This window comes from Clostridium felsineum DSM 794, assembly GCF_002006355.2.
GTDB classification, from domain to species: Bacteria; Bacillota; Clostridia; order Clostridiales; family Clostridiaceae; genus Clostridium_S; species Clostridium_S felsineum.
This window is the reverse complement of record NZ_CP096980.1, coordinates 1,840,827-1,858,672: the sequence shown is the minus strand read 5'-3', so window position 1 is coordinate 1,858,672 and position 17,846 is coordinate 1,840,827. Positions and strand designations below refer to the sequence as shown.

The 17,846-nt window shown below is 29.5% G+C and carries 15 protein-coding genes; 4 read left to right on the top strand and 11 right to left on the bottom strand.

Annotated elements, in window-relative coordinates; all coding sequences use genetic code 11:
* Positions 1 to 13: 13 nt before the first annotated feature.
* The gene (gene polA, locus CLFE_RS08675; protein ID WP_077893724.1) at positions 14 to 2,629 is read right to left on the bottom strand and encodes a DNA polymerase I; all 2,616 of its coding nucleotides are present in this window, start codon (positions 2,627 to 2,629) and stop codon (positions 14 to 16) included.
* 234 nt (positions 2,630 to 2,863) lie between these two features.
* On the opposite strand from polA, the gene CLFE_RS08670 reads away from it, so the two are divergent.
* Complete coding sequence (locus CLFE_RS08670) at positions 2,864 to 3,520, top strand: DUF6483 family protein (RefSeq protein WP_077833386.1); 657 nt, start codon at positions 2,864 to 2,866, stop codon at positions 3,518 to 3,520.
* Positions 3,521 to 3,683: 163 nt separating this feature from the next.
* Here CLFE_RS08670 and CLFE_RS08665 read toward each other — a convergent pair whose 3' ends face one another.
* Both CLFE_RS08665 and CLFE_RS08660 read right to left on the bottom strand, forming a co-directional pair.
* Complete coding sequence (locus CLFE_RS08665; RefSeq protein WP_077893723.1) at positions 3,684 to 4,958, bottom strand: DUF445 domain-containing protein; 1,275 nt, start codon at positions 4,956 to 4,958, stop codon at positions 3,684 to 3,686.
* 18 nt (positions 4,959 to 4,976) lie between these two features.
* Entirely contained in the window at positions 4,977 to 6,125 is a 1,149-nt protein-coding gene (locus CLFE_RS08660) for a DUF445 domain-containing protein (RefSeq protein WP_077893722.1), read from the bottom strand.
* 216 nt (positions 6,126 to 6,341) lie between these two features.
* Between CLFE_RS08660 and CLFE_RS08655 the strand changes: the two genes are divergently transcribed.
* From CLFE_RS08655 to CLFE_RS08645, 3 genes are all read left to right on the top strand, one after another.
* A complete protein-coding gene (locus CLFE_RS08655; protein WP_077893721.1) occupies positions 6,342 to 7,220 on the top strand; it encodes a cation diffusion facilitator family transporter in 879 nt (292 codons plus the stop codon).
* Positions 7,221 to 7,311: 91 nt separating this feature from the next.
* Positions 7,312 to 7,785: a DUF4883 family protein gene (locus tag CLFE_RS08650; RefSeq protein WP_250944754.1), complete on the top strand. Its 474-nt coding sequence runs from the start codon at positions 7,312 to 7,314 to the stop codon at positions 7,783 to 7,785.
* A gap of 89 nt (positions 7,786 to 7,874) precedes the next feature.
* Positions 7,875 to 8,699 (top strand): PHP domain-containing protein, encoded by an 825-nt coding sequence (locus CLFE_RS08645; RefSeq protein ID WP_077893720.1) that lies wholly within the window; start codon positions 7,875 to 7,877, stop codon positions 8,697 to 8,699.
* 41 nt (positions 8,700 to 8,740) lie between these two features.
* On the opposite strand, the gene CLFE_RS08640 is transcribed toward CLFE_RS08645, so the two are convergent.
* The 8 genes from CLFE_RS08640 to CLFE_RS08605 all read right to left on the bottom strand — a co-directional run bounded on the left by CLFE_RS08640 (position 8,741) and on the right by CLFE_RS08605 (position 17,840).
* Positions 8,741 to 10,138 (bottom strand): aminopeptidase, encoded by a 1,398-nt coding sequence (locus CLFE_RS08640; protein WP_077893719.1) that lies wholly within the window; start codon positions 10,136 to 10,138, stop codon positions 8,741 to 8,743.
* Between the two features lie 27 nt (positions 10,139 to 10,165).
* The gene (locus tag CLFE_RS08635) at positions 10,166 to 10,717 is read right to left on the bottom strand and encodes a 5-formyltetrahydrofolate cyclo-ligase (RefSeq protein ID WP_349497239.1); all 552 of its coding nucleotides are present in this window, start codon (positions 10,715 to 10,717) and stop codon (positions 10,166 to 10,168) included.
* The gene (gene hprK, locus CLFE_RS08630) at positions 10,707 to 11,624 is read right to left on the bottom strand and encodes an HPr(Ser) kinase/phosphatase (RefSeq protein ID WP_077833379.1); all 918 of its coding nucleotides are present in this window, start codon (positions 11,622 to 11,624) and stop codon (positions 10,707 to 10,709) included. The genes CLFE_RS08635 and hprK overlap by 11 nt, the downstream gene beginning before the upstream one ends.
* Before the next feature lie 38 nt (positions 11,625 to 11,662).
* On the bottom strand, positions 11,663 to 12,637 hold the full coding sequence (glpX, locus tag CLFE_RS08625; RefSeq protein WP_077833378.1) for a class II fructose-bisphosphatase: 975 nt from the start codon (positions 12,635 to 12,637) through the stop codon (positions 11,663 to 11,665).
* Positions 12,638 to 13,021: 384 nt separating this feature from the next.
* Entirely contained in the window at positions 13,022 to 13,942 is a 921-nt protein-coding gene (locus tag CLFE_RS08620) for a carbohydrate ABC transporter permease (protein WP_077893718.1), read from the bottom strand.
* A 16-nt stretch (positions 13,943 to 13,958) separates the two neighbouring features.
* A complete protein-coding gene (locus tag CLFE_RS08615; protein ID WP_077833377.1) occupies positions 13,959 to 14,891 on the bottom strand; it encodes an ABC transporter permease in 933 nt (310 codons plus the stop codon).
* 18 nt (positions 14,892 to 14,909) lie between these two features.
* A complete protein-coding gene (locus tag CLFE_RS08610; RefSeq protein WP_077893717.1) occupies positions 14,910 to 15,788 on the bottom strand; it encodes an ROK family protein in 879 nt (292 codons plus the stop codon).
* Between the two features lie 18 nt (positions 15,789 to 15,806).
* Complete coding sequence (locus CLFE_RS08605; protein ID WP_207651388.1) at positions 15,807 to 17,840, bottom strand: beta-galactosidase; 2,034 nt, start codon at positions 17,838 to 17,840, stop codon at positions 15,807 to 15,809.
* Positions 17,841 to 17,846 lie beyond the last annotated feature (6 nt).

The following is a 17,846-nucleotide window of genomic DNA, read 5'->3' as shown; positions in this document are numbered from 1 at the left end:
ACCACCAAACAGATTATTTTGCTTCATACCAGGTCTTACCTGACTCTATATCTACTTCTAAAGGAACCTTAAGCTCCATGACTTTTTCCATTTCACTTTTTACCAGTTCTTTTACCTTTTCAAGTTCATCCATATAAACATTTAAAATAAGCTCATCGTGAACCTGAAGTATAAGACTACTTTTAAGCTTTAATTCTTTAATTTTTCTATACACATTGACCATTGAAAGCTTAATAAGATCCGCAGCACTTCCTTGTATTGGAGTGTTCATAGCAAGTCTTTCTCCAAACCCCTTAATGATTTTATTTGATGAGGCTATTTCTGGAATAATTCTTCTTCTATTCATTATGGTACTTACATACATACTTTTTTTAGCTGTAACTATTATATCATCTAAATATTTTTTTACATTGGGATATCTTTCAAAATAAGTATCAATATACTCTTTCGCTTCTTTCTTTGATACTTTTATGTCTTTTGCCAAACTAAAATCACTTATGCCATATACAATTCCAAAATTTACAGCTTTAGCGTTACTTCTCATTCTAGGAGTAACGTCACTAATAGGTACTCTGAATACTTCTGATGCTGTTTTAGTATGTATATCACTGTGATGCTTAAAGGCATTTATTAAATTTTCATCATCGGCAATATGTGCTAAAACTCTTAACTCTATTTGTGAATAATCAGCTGATAATATTACACATTCATCATTATCCGGTACAAAAACCTTTCTTATTTCTCTGCCCATTTCACTTTTTATAGGTATATTCTGAAGATTGGGCTCTGTACTAGAAAGTCTTCCTGTTGTAGTTACTGTTTGATTAAAACTTGAATGTATTTTATCATCTGCATCTATAACTGTTTTAAGCCCCTCTACATATGTTGAATAAAGCTTTGTAAGCTGTCTATAATACACAACCTTTTCAATTATAGGATGTTTATCTATTAATTTTTCTAAAACTTCAGCGTTAGTTGAATATCCTGTTTTTGTTTTCTTTACAACAGGCAAATCCAATTTTTCAAAAAGTATCTTACCTAGCTGCTTTGGAGAACTTATATTAAATTCTTCTCCTGACATATTATATATTTCTTCTTTAACCTTCGCTATTTCTCCATTAAATTTCTCACCAATTTGCTCAAGCTTATTTTTCTCAACCTTAAATCCACAGCTCTCCATAGATGACAACACTTCTATAAGCGGAAGCTCCACTTTGTAATACAATTCTTCCATGTCATAATCTTTAATTTTGTCTTTAAGCTTATTGTAAATTTTATCCATGACATAAACTTCTTTTATTTTAATATCATTATCTTCTCCAGTCAAATCCAATAAAAGTAGATCTTCTGCTGCATCTTTTAAATTGTACTCCTTTTTAGATGGATTTATTAGGTATTCTGCTATTGCCGTATCAAATACCATTTTTTCTATATTTATATTAAGCTTTGTAAGGACTGTGAGCATATTTTTAGAATCATGTATTATTTTTGTGACACTTCTATCTTGGAAAAATGATTTTAAATAAAATATTGTATTTTCTTTATCATCTTCCATCATTTTATTTACATCTACTATATATGCTTCTCCATTTGCTTTAATGAAAATCTTGTCAATATAAATTTCCGAATATAAACTTTCTCCTCCGATATTATATGTCATATATACTTCAGTATTTTTAATAGCTGAAAATACTGAATGGAACCTTAAAGCTTCATCTATCAAAGTATATTCTACGTTAACTTCGTTTTTTTCTTCTGGCACATTAAGTTTTGGTATTTTTTCAATTATACTTTTAAATTGAAGCCTTCTTAAAAGCTGTCTTGCTCCATCAACATCAAAGTTTTCTTTAGATCTTATTTCTTCAATGTCAATTTCAATAGGCACATTTGTCATTATTGTTGCAAGCTTTTTACTAAAAACAGCCTGCTCTCTATAAGTTTCTAAATTTTCTTTTACCTTTTTGCCCTTTAATTTTTCTATATTATCAAGAACATTCTCCAAACTTCCGTATTCTTGTATAAGTTTAAATGCAGTTTTAGGACCTATTCCAGGAACTCCTGGTATATTATCAGAATTATCTCCCATAAGACCTTTTACATCTATAAATTGAAGCGGAGTTACTCCATACTCTTCAATCATTCTATTTTTGTCGTATATTTCCTTTTCAGTCATGCCTTTTTTATTTATAACAACTTTAACATTATCATCCGCAAGCTGAAGTGCATCTCTATCTCCTGTAACTATGTATACTTCTATTCCTCTTTCTTTAGCAAAGCAGGCCAAAGTTCCTATAAGGTCATCTGCTTCAAATCCATCTATTTCAAATATATTTATAGCTAACTTTTCAAGTAATTCTTTTAAAACAGGAAACTGCTCGCTAAGTTCTGGCGGCATTTTTTTTCTTCCAGCTTTATAATCTTCATATTCCTTATGTCTAAAAGTAGGTGCTTTTCTATCAAAAGTTGTGACTATAAAATCAGGTTTTATTTCATCCCTCATTTTTATAAGCATTGTCATAAATCCATATATTCCATTAGTATGAAGTCCATCTGTATTTGTAAGCTCTGGCAGTGCATAAAAAGCCCTATTCATAAGGCTATTACCGTCTAGCACAAGCAATCTTTCCATCTTATCACTCCTAAATTAATTTCTATCTATACTATTTCACTTTTCTTACAACTTCTATTACACAATTAACTTTATGTTTTTAAATTCATTACATTTCTATACGCACTATATTATACCACAACTTAAAATTATTTTATAACTAATGTCTGCTACTTATTTTCAATTACATTTTGCAATATATTATGATATTGTTTATAATTTTATATATGAAAAATTTTTAATGGGGTGTTTCAATTGATTAAAAAAAACTTAAGTAAACTAATTAGTGAGGAATTTACAACCTCTATTGATAAAATACATAGATTAAAAGACTTAGGAGAAAACGCACTTCCTGAAATAGATGTATCTTTAAAAAGATTTTCAGGTATGAGCTCTAGCTTCATAAATACTTTATCTATTTCGGATCTTTTAAACTTTTTAAAAACAAATAATCTTCCAGATGGTAATAAACTTATAATTGTATCTTCCTTATTGTTTGAAGAAGGTAAACTTTACGAGGATACCAACAAACTTTCAGATGCATTTTTTAGATATGAAAGAGCCTTTAATCTAGCTTTTGAGGTTTTTTATAACGAATTAGATTGCGATATAGAAAATTACAAACTATTATCAGATGCTGAAGCTGATAATTTACTAGAATATGAATTAAATGATACTCTAATGGAAAAACTATTCGATTATTTTAAACTTACCAAAAACTACGCCAAGGCAGATGATTGTATTTATGAACTTATAAATTCAAGCAGCGATACGGAAAACTTTAAGAAAAAGGCCGCAGCCTTCTACTCTGAGCTCCTTAATAAATCTGATGATGAATTAAAAGAAGGTAATCTTGAAAAAAACGAAATTCAAGACTACCTAAAAGAGCTTTCTAATTATATAACGCACTAAAATTCTTACATTATGGATCTTAAAATATTCCTGCTAAAGAGGTTCGACCTCAGAATCTTTTATGAGTCAGAATGTATTAGCATTTATGCGTTATGCATAGCAGTGAAGAAATTTGTATTTTTTGCTTTTCTTCACTGCTAAATCTAAACACTGATTACAATTCTTAAAATATACGCCTTATTTGAGGTGCCAAAAATGGATTATATATAAAGTTCATAATTAAAAATATTATCATGCCAACAAATCCTCCAACAACAGAACCATTTATCCTTATCCACTGAAGATCACTTCCAACCTTATCATCAATAAATTTATTTAATTTGTCATCATCAAACTCATTAAGTGTATCTCTTATAAATTTTCCTATAACGTAATGCTTCTCTTCAAAAATATCTATAACAACCGTTTCTATGTATCTGCAAATCTCATTTAACTTTTCTTCGTCCTTAACTACTTTTTCAAAAACACTAGAAAAAATATCAAATATAATTTTTGTTATTAAATACCCCTCGGTCTCATAACTATTAAATACTATCTTTGATTTAACAAATATTTTATCAATTAAAGAATCTATATTTTCATCTTTAAAAATATAATTTTTAAAGTTTTCTAAGACGTTATCATCTTGCAAATTATTCAAATATTGTTCAATGAAAGCACTTATTTTCTTTCTGTAAGCATCCTCAGAATTTTTAAGCTTACGTACTTTGTCTAATAATTCGTCCTGTACTACTAAACTGGCATCTCGTAAATTAACACTATCTGATGCTTCAAAAAGTGACAATCCCAGTTTGAAAATAAATCCTTTAGTATTTTCTTTTTTTAATTTATTCATGGCATCATATATGTAATGCTGTACTTCATCTTTTTTTACTACATAAATCAGAAAATCAAAAATACTATCTAAGATTTTTTCTCCGTCATTTTTGTATATACACGTAAGCACACACTTTATTCTCTTTTTATCATAAAATTCATTTAAATATCCAGTTCTTAAATCCTTTATTTTTCTTTTTATATTATTCTTATCAGCTTTGCTTATGTACTCATTCAACATTTGAATTACTTTCAAGTTTATATTATCTTTATTGCTAATAATAGTTTTAGATATTTTAACTGCAATATTATTTTTTTCGATTTTATTCTTTATAGCTTCTCTGCTTAAAAGTTCTTTCTCTACAAAAGCAGCTGTAGCTTCCACTATTTTTTCCCTGTTTCTAGGTATTAGCGCCGTATGAAAAGATATTCCAAGTGGCTTTCTATAAATAGCTGTTATAGCGAACCAATCTGCCACAGAACCAACAAGTGCTGCTTTAATTACCGTAAACACAAAATCCGTATATACGTTATTTATAACATAATATTTTAATAAAAAAGAAAATATAAAAAATACTGAAACAATACCAAGAATAATGTTGGCTTTATTTTTATAATTCATATTTATTACCATCCTATTTTAAATTAATATTTTTGTAATCACAAATATTATAACACCTAGTACTCCGCCCACTACTGAACCATTTATTCTGATAAGTTGAAGCTCATCTCCTGCTTTATCATAAGCCAAATTTATTATTTCTTCATCATTATATTTATTTAAGCTTTCTTTTACTATTTTACCTATCTCGCTATGCTTATAACCTACGACCTTTTCTAATTCTTTGCCTATAAACTGATTTAATGTAGATTTTCCCAAACTATTTATTAATCTAGTAATAATTTTTGATAAAATGTTTTCATCTTTTATCTTACAATCTTCAGAACACTCCTTGCATTTTTTTGTACAGTTTTCTATTGACTCCAATATTATATCTAAAGTACCTCCCTCACCATTTTGGTATACAGATACTAGCATTTTCTTTACTTCTTCTCTATATTTATCCTTATTTTCTTTTATGATTTTTAGTTTTTGTACAATTCCATCTACAATAACATATGGTGCTAATTTTACATTTCCTTTTAATATAGTATTTATTATAATTTTTGTAGCAAATTTTCTACCTGAACTATCCTTCTCGTATCTATCTATAGACTTATTTACAATATCTCCAATAAATTTTATGCTATTTTCAGCTTTTAAAACCTCTATAGTTTTATCTATAAATATATTAACAGTCTTATCATAGTAACCACTGTTAACAAATTCAGATAAAACCTTATCTAAATAATGCTTATTACTAAATATTTTTTTCTTTATAAGCTTATTGAAATTTAACTTTCTTGCTACCTCTTCTAAATTTTCGTCTTTTAAAAACTTTGTACTCATGATAAACGATATGTAGTCGTAATTTTTAATTTTTGTATTTATCTTTTCTTTATTAAGTAAATCATTTTCCACCATATCCACTATTGTAGAAATAAACTTTTCTTTATTTTCTTTTAGTATATTGGTTCTGAATATTTTTTTAGGCCAATTTATATTTAACGGTTTTTTAAAAATAGCGGTAACACCAAACCAATCTGCAATACCACCCACAAGTGCAGCCTCACACATACTTTCTACTAATCCTCCATAAAAGTTTTTCCTAAATGCACTACTTATAAAATAACCAACAGCAAAAATAAACAGTAAAATAGTTGCTTTATATTTATTATTCTTTCTCATTTTATTACCCCATAGCTTTTAAATTTTTTTCTTCACCAAAAGTAATTTTAAATAATATTATATATAGAGTTTGTTATATATGCTTAAATTATTTTATTCTAAAAAATGAATTATAATCCTTATATAAGCTAATACTCTATATTATATTATATATTAAAATTGACTTTTTTGAAATTTTTCTACAGAAAATTACAAACATGAATTGGAGAGATTAACATGGACAAAAAAAATTCAGCAGTTTTATCTATAATATCTAACACAACTTTGATAATTTTCAAACTTACTGCTGGTATAACAATGAATTCAATTAGCGTAATATCTGATGGCATTCATTCTTCTATCGATCTTATAGCTAGTTTAGTATCCTTCTTTTCCATAAAAAAATCCTCCCTAAAGGAAGATGATGATCATCCTTTTGGTCATGGTAAATACGAAAATGTATCTGGCTTTGTAGAAGCAATATTAATATTATTTGCTGCAATAATGATAATTTATGAGGCCTTTAATAAATTGATATCTAATTCAGCCATTAATAACGTTGACTCTGGAATATATATAATGGTTTTTTCTTCTGTTATAAATTTTGTAATTTCCAGCATAATATTAAAAACTTCTAAAAAGACAAAATCCATTGCCCTTGAAGTAGATGCTATGCATTTATTTACAGATGCCTTTACCTCTTTAGGTGTGATTTTAGGTCTTATACTTTTTAAATTTACAAATATAAAAATAATAGACTCTATTACTGCGTTCTTTGTATCTATTCTTATAATAAAAACAGCTATTAATTTAATTAAAAAGTCACTAAAAGACCTAGTTGATAGCAGCTTAGATAAAACCGACATAAATAGAATAGTTAATATAGTTAAAAACTATCCGAATATTAAAAGTTACCACAAGCTGAGAACCAGAAAATGTGGAAATACAAGAGAAATTGATATCCATATTCAAATATCAGGCACAGATTCTTTAAAGAAAACTCATGATATATGCTCTTCAATTGAAAATGAAATCAAGAAAGTTTTCCCTGATTCTTGTACTGTAATACATGCTGAACCATATACAGAAAAATTCCACAAAAAAAGTCTCACTTAACTTTGTAATAAAATAAAAAAGTGCATCATATTTTAGATTATATAGGGTTTCTAACTTATTTTAGAAATCCCATATAATCTAAAATAAGCTGGTGATTATCATTAAAGCAAAGAAGATTTTTTTTGTAATTTTATTTTTGATGTTTTGTGTATGCCTATCCTCTTGTAATGAATTAATAGATAACAAAAAACCTTTTAATTTTTATTATACTAATCTACTATCTAGAAGTTTTGCAAAGGAAAAGGCTGTAAAACTCTCACTTATTGATACCTCATATTACAAAAATCACAATTTAAGTACCTCAGAAATAGTCACTATAAAAGATTTTTTACTTCATTTAAAAAAACATAATTACATAAACAAACCATCAAATTTACCTGATAAGCCTATGTACAAGCTTTTTTTAACCTTTTCTAATTCAAAATTTGTTATGGATGTATATAATGAAAATTATGTTTCTGTGTATCCTTGGGATGGTCACTATACAAAAGATTTTTTAAGTATAAAAGATATTCCTCCTTCTTGTAATCCATATAATTTTTGCACTTATATAATACCAAGATAATCCAAAAAATCGACAATTACTAAAATCTTTGGTATATTGTTTATAAGTTAAGGTTTATAAATTAACCTTCATAGTAAGGAGGAGATTTTGTGTTTTTAAAAGGTGACTTTCACATTCATACAACTGCATCTGATGGAAAATATACGCCAGAAAATATATTAGAGTTTGCTAAAAATGCTAATATAGATATACTAGCCATAACAGACCATGACACTACAGCATCAACTAAAAAGGCAATTTCAATTGGAAATAAACTTAATATTAAGGTAATTCCCGGTATTGAGCTATCAACTCTTCACAACGAGGAGAGTATTCATGTACTTGGTTATTTTAAAGATAACTCATATGAAAATAAAGAATTTCAGGATTTTTTGTCTGAAATACAAAATTATAGAGTCATAAGAGCAAAAAAGATAACTGAAAATTTAAATACTTATTTTAATATAAAGTTAAATTATGAAAGCATTTTAAAGGAAGCTAAAAATGTCATTGCAAGACCGCATCTAGCACGTGCTATTATTAATGCTGGCTATAATTATACCTACGAATATATTTTTAACAATATACTCAATAAGGAGAGTCCTGCATATATTCCAAATAAAAAAGTAACTGTAGAGGAAGGCATTAAACTTTTAAAATCAGTAAATGCCACAGTGGTTTTAGCTCATCCTGTTTTAATCAAAAAGACTCCTGTAGAGGATTTTATGAAGTTTGATTTTGACGGTATAGAAGCCATATATCCAATGAATACAGAAACTGATACTGAAAAGTTACTAGCTTTAGCTAAAAAATATAATAAAATAGTTACAGCTGGTTCCGATTTTCATACAGATGATTCAGGTGATACAAAGCATGGAAGAATAGGTAGCATATATCTAAATACTAATGATATAAAACTTTTTCTTGAAAAGTAAGTTTTAATACATATAACTAAAAAGAACCCTAAGGGTTCTTTTTAGTTATTTAAAAAAGCTGAATATCCATTTTTAGTTTCATATATATCTGCTTTACTTGAAATTTCCCATGGGGAATGCATATTTAAAAGCGCTACACCACAATCTATAACCTGCATACCATATTCTGCAAGTATATATGCAATGGTTCCACCACCACCCTGGTCTACTTTTCCAAGTTCAGCTGTTTGCCAGCTTACATTTTCTTTTTCCATCATTCTTCTGAGTTCTGCTATATATTCAGGATTTGCATCATTACAACCTGACTTACCTCTTGAACCAGTATATTTGTTAAATACTATACCTTTTCCCATATATGCAGAGTTTCTTTTTTCCATAACTGAAGGATAATTAGGATCAAAGGCTGCACTTACATCTGAAGAAAGCATTTCTGAATTATATAGTGCACGTCTGAGCTTTAATTCATCATATTCTCCACATAAACTCATAACTTCAGCAACTGTATTTTCAAAGAATTTAGACTGCATACCGGTTGCACCAATACTTCCAACCTCTTCTTTATCAACAAGTATTGTAACACAAGTTTTCTTTGCATTCTTCATTTCAAGCATAGCTTCAAAGGAAGTATAAGAACATATTCTATCGTCTTGACCATATCCCATTACCATACTTCTATCAAAGCCATAATCTCTTGCCTTTCCTGCTGGAACAACTTCAAGCTCAGCAGAAACAAAATCTTCTTCTGAAATGTCATACTTTTCATTAAGTATTTTCATTATATTCTGTTTCACTTGTTTCTTTTCTTCGCCTTCTTTAAGTGGTATACTTCCTATCAATATGTTTAAATCTTCACCTTCAACAACCTTACTTCCCTTTTTATCTAACTGATCGCCTGCAAGATGAACCAATATATCTGAAACGCCAAAAACAGGATCATTATCATCTTCACCTACTGATACGTTTATCATAGTTCCATCTTTCTTTATAATAACTCCGTGTATAGCAAGCGGAAGTGTCACCCATTGATATTTTTTTATTCCACCATAATAATGAGTTTCAAACATAGCAAGGTCAGTATCTTCATAAAGTGGATTTTGTTTTAAATCAAGTCTAGGAGAATCTATATGTGCTCCTAATATCTTAAGTCCTGCTGTAATTGGCTCTTTTCCTATTAGGAACATTAATAAACCTTTACCACGATTATTTGCGTAAACCTTATCTCCCTCTTTTAAAGTATCACCACTTTTTAATACATCTTCTATATTTCTATATCCATTTTCTTCTGCTGTTTTTACAAGTTCTACTACACATTCTCTTTCAGTTTTACATTTAGAGATAAAATCTTTGAATCTATCTCCTAGTTCGAATACTTCTTTTAATTCCTTCTCGTTATACTTATTCCATGCGTTTTCGTATTCTTTTAATAAATCCTTTGACATAAATTTAACCTCCTCAAGCTAAAATATTTAATCAGTGATAAACTTATCAACTGCAACGTCATTTACATCCATAATAACTTTATCTACTACTTGAAAATTATAACATATTCCTATTTTTATTGCTGAGTCTTTTAAAAGCTTCATATACCTATCGTAAAATCCACCGCCATAACCTATTCTTCCTCCATTTTTATCAAATGCAAGACCAGGTAAAATAACTAGTTCTATATCTTTTGGTTCTATGTAACTAAAACCTTTAGGTTCTAAAATACCATAGGAACTCTTTTCTAAATCAGAAACCCCCTTAATTTCTATGGCTTCCATTCCTTTTTCTTTTGAAATAACTTTAGGTACAAAAACTCTTTTTCCATCATGTATTGCTTTATTTATTATATTATGTGTATCCACTTCATTTTTGTAACTTACAAATATAAATATATTATTAGCATTTCTATATTGTATGCTATTTACAACCTTATTATAAATAATATTATCCTTAACTAATTTCAAATCAGAAGTTAAAGCATCTCTTTTTAAAATCATTTTTTCTCTAAGTTCTTTTTTACTGCTACTCATCATTTCTAGACTCTTCAATTCTCTTATTAATAGTATCTACAGGAGAAATTTTTGTGCTTAAATTATATCTGTAATTTGCTGCTGCAGCCTCTATTATAACTGCAACGTTTCTTCCTGGTCTTATTGGTAAAGTCATTTTTCTCACCGGAATATTCAAAATCTTTATGTGCTCATCGTCCGTGCCAAGTCTATCGTAATCTCTGCCTTCTTTCCATTGCTCTAAGTATATTACAAGATCGATATTCTTATCTGACAAAACAGAACTTAATCCATAAAGAGCTGGAACATCTATTATTCCCATTCCTCTAACTTCAAGCATTCCAGCAGTTATGTATGGTGACTTACCTACAAGCATTGATTCAATTTCTTTTATGTCAACAGCATCATCTGCTACTAATCTATGTCCTCTTTTTATAAGTTCAAGTGCAGTTTCACTTTTACCTATTCCACTTTCTCCAGTAATTAAAATTCCAAGTCCATATATATCAACTAATACACCATGAATTCTTGTCTCTGGAGCTAATTTATCATCTAAATAATTCATTATTTTATTTATAAACCTTGTAGTCTGTGCCTTTGACCTTAAAAGCCATCTATTATATTCTTTAGAACATTCAAGAATTTCCTTCTGTGGCTTTAATCCCCTAGCAAGAACAATGCATGGTGTTTCAAATTGAAAGTATTTTCTTACTCTTTTTTCTCTTATTTCTGGACGCATGGCATTTAAAAAACTCCATTCGGCCTTTCCTATCACTTGAACCCTTTGATTTCCAAAATAATCATAAAACCCAGCAAACTGAAGTCCTGGTCTGTTTATATCACTTAAGCCAAGTTTTATATCATCCTTCCCCTTTACTAAAACCTCTAAATCAAGTTCCTCTATTATACTCTGAATACTAACTTGCTGCATTTACTATCCCCCTTTGCCGTAAATCAGACATTTTAATTTTATTCTATCACTAATTTACTTTTGTTCAAGTCGTGAATAGCTTCAACAAACCTTATTGTACCAGTTTTAGACCTCATTATTATTGAATGTGTTTTCGCACGTTCATTTTTAGAAAATACAATTCCCTTAAGAAGATCACATTCTGTTATGGCTGTAGCTGCGAAAAATACATTGTCACTCTTAACAAGATCATCTATCATAAATATTTTATTGACATCATCTATTCCCATTTTATGACATCTATCTATTTCTTCTTGTGTATGTGGTACAAGTTGTGCCTGCATTTCTCCTCCCATACACTTCATAGCTGCTGCTGCTATAACTCCTTCTGGTGCTCCTCCGATTCCCATAAGTATATCTATTCCAGTGTCTTCAAAACCACAAGCAAGTGCCGCTGCAACATCTCCCTCTCCGAAAAGTTTAACTCTTGCTCCAACCTCTATAGCTGCTTTTACTATGTAATCATGTCTTTCTCTTTCTTGAACTATAACTGTTAATTCTGATATGTCTTTATTTAATGCCTTAGCCACATTTAAAATATTTTCTTCTGGTGTTTTATTTATATCTATTGCGCCCTTTGCTCCGGGTCCTACAGCTATTTTCTTCATATACATATCTGGTGCATGAAGTAAACTTCCCTTTGGTCCCATTGCTATAACTGCTATTGCATTTGGAAGTCCTTTAGAGATTAAAATTGTTCCGTCTAGAGGATCTACTGCTATATCCATTTCAGGCATATATTCCTTCCACATACCTAGCTTTTGACCTATATAAAGCATAGGTGCTTCATCAAGTTCTCCTTCTCCTATAACTACCTGACCTCTTACTGGCATAAAGCTAAATGCTTTCTCCATTCCATCTACTGCTGCTTGATCAGCGCCTATTTTATCTCCTCTTCCCATATACTTTGAAGATTGTAGTGCTGCTGCTTCTGTTACTCTTACTAAACTCATGGATATATCATTATCAAACATGAAGTTACCTCCTTATATATTAAACATCTATTAAGCAAATTAACATTTTAATTTAAAATTTTACCAATGTTTTTATAGTTAATATATATCTAATTCAATATATATTAATTTAAACTATACATCCTACATATTGTAGCAAAACTTTTACTTAAAACCCAAAAGTATTATATCATATTAACTACATAAAACAACCTCTTACCTTATAAAATCTATGTATTCTATTAAGTTATACATTATAAATAAACGTTTAATATTATTTTTTTACACTACATAAAGTTAAACTCTATTCTATATTATTAGTAATTTTTCAAAGTATATTATAAACTAAAAAACCCAATTATTATCGTGTTATACTTTAATAATTGGGTTTTTTCATAAATCAGCTTAACCTTTTACTCCTCCAATTGTAAGACCTTCTACAAAATATTTTTGTGCAAATGGGTAAAACAAAATTACTGGTCCTGTTACTATTATAGCCGTTGCAAGCTTTACAGTTTCTGTTGGAGGATTTACAACAGAAGCTGCTCCTGCCAGTGACTGTTGCTGCATAAATTGTGAATTTTGAAGTATGTTATATAACAGATACTGAAGCGAATATTTTTTAGTATCTGTTATTAAAATAGAAGTATAAAACCAGTTATTCCAATAACTTAAAGCTGTAAACAATCCTATAGTTGCAAGTGCTGGTTTTGCAAGGGGTAATACTATCTTCCAATATATATAAAAATCGTTAGCGCCGTCTATCCTTGCTGATTCAATTAAAGAGTCTGGTACGGAACTTAGAAAGTTTTTAAATAAAAATATTAAAAAAGGTGTCAATAATCCTGGAATTATTAATCCCCAATATGAGTTTTTCAAATGTAAAATTTGAGTTAATACAAGGTACCATGGAACAAGTCCCCCACCGAAAAGAGTAGTAAAATATATTAAAAACGATATTGTATTTCTACTTTTAAAATCTTTTCTTGCTAACACATATCCTGCCATTGAAGTTAAAAGCAATCCTAGTACGGTTCCAATTACTGTTACTGCTGTAGTAACCCCGTATGCTCTTATAATTTGATCTGGATACTTAAATATCGTTTTGTACGCTTCTAAAGAAAATCCCCTTGGAAGTATGCTGTAACCATGTTTAACTATTTCTTGCTCGTTACTTATAGAACCTGAAACCATAATTATAAACGGTATTACACAAAACAGAGAAAATATAGCAACAATAAAGTATCCTACAATGTTGAAAATTATAGTGCTTTTATCCTTTTTTAACTTAGTAGATTTTGAAACTTTAATTTTTTCATTTTCCATTTTTTTCACCTCCATTTTAGAACAAAGCATAATCTGGTTCTATAATTTTTACTATCTTATTTACTATTAGAACCAATATGAGTCCAAGTACCGATTGATATAATCCTGCCGCTGTACCTATTCCAAGATTGAAGTTTACTGTTAAGGTACGATAAACATAGGTATCAATAATATCCGTGGCATTATACAAAAGACCATTTTTACCTATAATATTGTAAAACATATCAAATTGTCCCTTTACAATTCCACCTATACTAAATAATATTAATATTACTATTGTTGGTCTAATGGATGGCAGTGTAATATACCTTATTCTTTGAAATATATTTGCTCCATCTATAGCAGCTGCTTCATATATGCTTCTATCAACAGCAGTTAGTGCCGCAAGATACATTACAGTTCCATATCCTAGTGACTTCCACATGTTAACTCCATTTAATATATATTTCCATGCTCCTGGAGTATTATAATAATTTATTGGTTTACCACCAAACATCTTTATTATATTATTTAAAATTCCATAATCATAATTAAATATGTTGTACACAAAAACTGCAACAATAACAAAAGAAACAAAGTATGGCAAAAACATTAATGTCTGACAAAACTTTGTAAGTAATTTTCCCGGTAACTCATTTATTATAATTGCCATAGCTACTTGTGTAATGGTGGTTAATATTAAAAATTCCAAATTGTATACAACTGTATTTTTAGTAATTGTCCATATTATGGCATGACTACCCCCAGAAAATAAAAACGCAAAATTCTTTAGTCCTACAAATCTACTTCCAAATAACCCCTTACTAAAATCGTAATCTGTAAAAGCATAATACACACCTGCCATAGGTATATATGCAAGCACTATAAAAAATAATATAGTTGGCAGCAGCATTAACCAATATATTCTGTCTTTGTATATGCTTTTACACATTCTTTTCACAATACTCATATAAAATCCCCTCTTCCTTTATTCTATAAATTTATAAACAGCACCTATAATTCCCGCATCGTTTCTATGCTTACAAATACTTATTTCTACCTTTAAATCTTCCCAATATTTATTCTCTTTTAAATGTTTTAATATATTTGAAAGGAAATCTTCTCTAGAACTCACTCCTCCTCCAATTAAAATTTTTTCCGGATTCAGAATAGCTGTTAAATTAAATATAGCGCAGGCTAATCTATCGAACCAATTATCAACTATTTCATATAGCTTTTTATCCTGTTTGGCCTCCTCAAATACCTCCTCTCCAATAACTAAGGCATCTTCACTTAAAACTTTATAATTTTTATACTCCTCTATAAGTCCTCTTGTAGATGCATTTTGGTTTATTGTTCCCAAACCGTCCTTATCATCTCTTATTGTCATAAAGCCTATTTCTCCACCTCTAAAGTTGTGACCATAAAGTACTTTTCCATTTACTACTATTGCTCCACCTATACCAGTTCCTACAGTAACTAATACATAGTCATCACAATTTATTGCATTTCCACTATACCTTTCTGCTAATGCTGCACAATTCGCATCATTATCTATTTCTATAGGAAGCTTAGTCTCCTTTTGGAGAATTTTCTTTAAGTTATTGTTATGTAACACCTCAATAGCACCAGCTTTTTCAGAATATCCTGTATATGGATTAACAAAGCCGGGTAAACTAATTCCTATACCTGAAACATCATATTCTGCTTCATATTCATGTATAACCTTTAGCATACTTCCAATGAACTTTTCCATTGATTTGTAATTAGTGTTATATAAATTTTTAGTTATTATTTCTCCCTTTTCACTTATAACTGCATGCTTAACTTTTGTTCCACCAATATCAAAACTTATATATTTTTTCACTTTTCTTGCCTCCTACCTTTAAATACTCTCTAGTACTAATACGCCCTTAGCGTTTAATTTAATTTCACTCTCCTTCTTGTGAATTTCATTCTTTAGAATATCTTTATACTTTTTATCAAGCACTATATTTTTAATTTCTTCGCTGTGGTTTAAAACAAAAGTGATTTCTCTATCTTCTTTAACTCTTCTTGTTACTTCAATATCTTTTTGAGCACACAATATTGGTTTTATATTCTTTTTTACACATAAATAGTTTATAAACTTACTTAAAAAAGTATCTTCACAACTAGTAGCTACATACCAAGCTTCTCCTTCTTTAAATTTGTTTTTCGTTATACAAGGAGTATCTTTATAAAAGTCTTTTCCGTACCTAGCAACCATTTCTGCTCCTTCTAAATGAATAATGTCACATAAAAGTTCAGCTTTATAGCTACCCTTAAGCTCTTTAAATTTTTCTTCTACAACTACTTCATTAAATACACCCTTAGGTAAAGCATCTATTTCCTCTACCCATATTCCCATAAGTTTTCTAATATCTCCTGGGTATCCTCCCAATTTAACCTTATCATTTTCATTTACTATTCCGCTGAAAAATGTTGTTACAAAAGTTCCACCCTTGGCTACATAATCTTCTAACTTATCCTTATATCCCTTTTTAATCATGTACAAAACCGGTGCAATTACAACTTCATACTTATCCAAAACATCATCGGTGCTTATAATATCTACTGGTATATTTAAATCCATTAATTCCTTATAATATTTAAATACTTCATCAACATACTTAAGATCCAAACTAGGTCCTGCTGAATATTCAATAGCCCACCAATTATCCCAGTCAAATACTATTGCTACCTTAGCTTCAATTCTACCTCCTAAAACCTTATCTCCGATTAACTGTAGTTCTTCTCCAAGCTTTGAACATTCTCTAAATACTCTAGTATTTTCATTGCCAACATGATCAATCAATGCTCCATGAAATTTCTCACAAGCCCCTATAGTTCTTCTCATTTGAAAAAACATTACAGTATCCGAGCCATGTGCAACAGCTTCATAGCTCCAAAGCCTCATAACTCCAGGTCTTTTAAGCGCATTATATGGAAGCCAATTAGTAACACTAGGTGTCTGTTCCATTAAGGCAAAGGGTTTCCCTCCTTTAAGACCTCTCATAAGATCATGGCTCATAGCTATTTTTTCGTAGGAAGTGTCATTTGAGGGGTAATTATCCCAAGCTATAAAATCCAAGTATTTAGCCCATTTAAAATAATCAAGAGGCTTATAAAATCCCATAAAATTCGTTGTAATCTGAATATTCGGAGTTATTTTTTTAAGTATATTTCTTTCTGTTATAAAATTTTCAAGCATACTATCAGAATTAAACCTAGCATAATCTAGTGATATTCCCTGAAACATAGTTCTCTCAACTTCAAAATGTTCACTTAAAAGATTAGGTACTACTATTTCATCAAAAGAATAAAATGTATGTCCCCAAAATCTTGTGTTCCAAGCTTCATTTAGTCTTTCAATAGTTTTATACTTTCTTTTGAGCCATACTCTAAACTGCTTTTCACAATTTTCACAATAGCACGCTCCTCCATATTCATTTGATACATGCCAAGCTACAATGTTATTATAATCCTTATATCTTAAAGAGAGATGTTTAACCATTTCAGAGGCGTATTTTTTAAAGGTAGGACTGTTTGGACATGAATTATGTCTTCCTCCAAATTTTCTTTTCATACCATTGAATTCAACCCTAAGTATATCTGGATATTTTTTTGCCATCCACGCAGGGTGGGCCGCAGTACCAGTTCCTAAACATACTTTAATATTATTTTTTCTAAGAAGGTCCATTACTTTATCGAGTATAGAAAAATCATAGGTTTCTTCATCTGGCTGATTTAATGCCCAATCAAATATATTTATAGATACCACATCTACCTTTGCCAGTGAAAAAAGCCTCATATCCTCCTGCCATATTTCTTCGGGCCATTGAGTAGGATTATAGTCACCACCATACAAAATTTTAGATACTTTTTTATCTTCTATCACATAAAT

Bases quoted from the DNA above. Each gene is read 5' to 3' on its own strand.
- polA (WP_077893724.1), bottom strand. From the start codon at position 2,629: ATGGAAAGATTGCTTGTGCTAGACGGTAATAGCCTTATGAATAGGGCT.
- CLFE_RS08665 (WP_077893723.1), bottom strand. From the start codon at position 4,958: ATGAATTATAAAAATAAAGCCAACATTATTCTTGGTATTGTTTCAGTA.
- CLFE_RS08660 (WP_077893722.1), bottom strand. From the start codon at position 6,125: ATGAGAAAGAATAATAAATATAAAGCAACTATTTTACTGTTTATTTTT.
- CLFE_RS08655 (WP_077893721.1), top strand. From the start codon at position 6,342: ATGGACAAAAAAAATTCAGCAGTTTTATCTATAATATCTAACACAACT.
- CLFE_RS08640 (WP_077893719.1), bottom strand. From the start codon at position 10,138: ATGTCAAAGGATTTATTAAAAGAATACGAAAACGCATGGAATAAGTAT.
- CLFE_RS08635 (WP_349497239.1), bottom strand. From the start codon at position 10,717: ATGATGAGTAGCAGTAAAAAAGAACTTAGAGAAAAAATGATTTTAAAA.
- hprK (WP_077833379.1), bottom strand. From the start codon at position 11,624: ATGCAGCAAGTTAGTATTCAGAGTATAATAGAGGAACTTGATTTAGAG.
- glpX (WP_077833378.1), bottom strand. From the start codon at position 12,637: ATGTTTGATAATGATATATCCATGAGTTTAGTAAGAGTAACAGAAGCA.
- CLFE_RS08620 (WP_077893718.1), bottom strand. From the start codon at position 13,942: ATGGAAAATGAAAAAATTAAAGTTTCAAAATCTACTAAGTTAAAAAAG.
- CLFE_RS08615 (WP_077833377.1), bottom strand. From the start codon at position 14,891: ATGAGTATTGTGAAAAGAATGTGTAAAAGCATATACAAAGACAGAATA.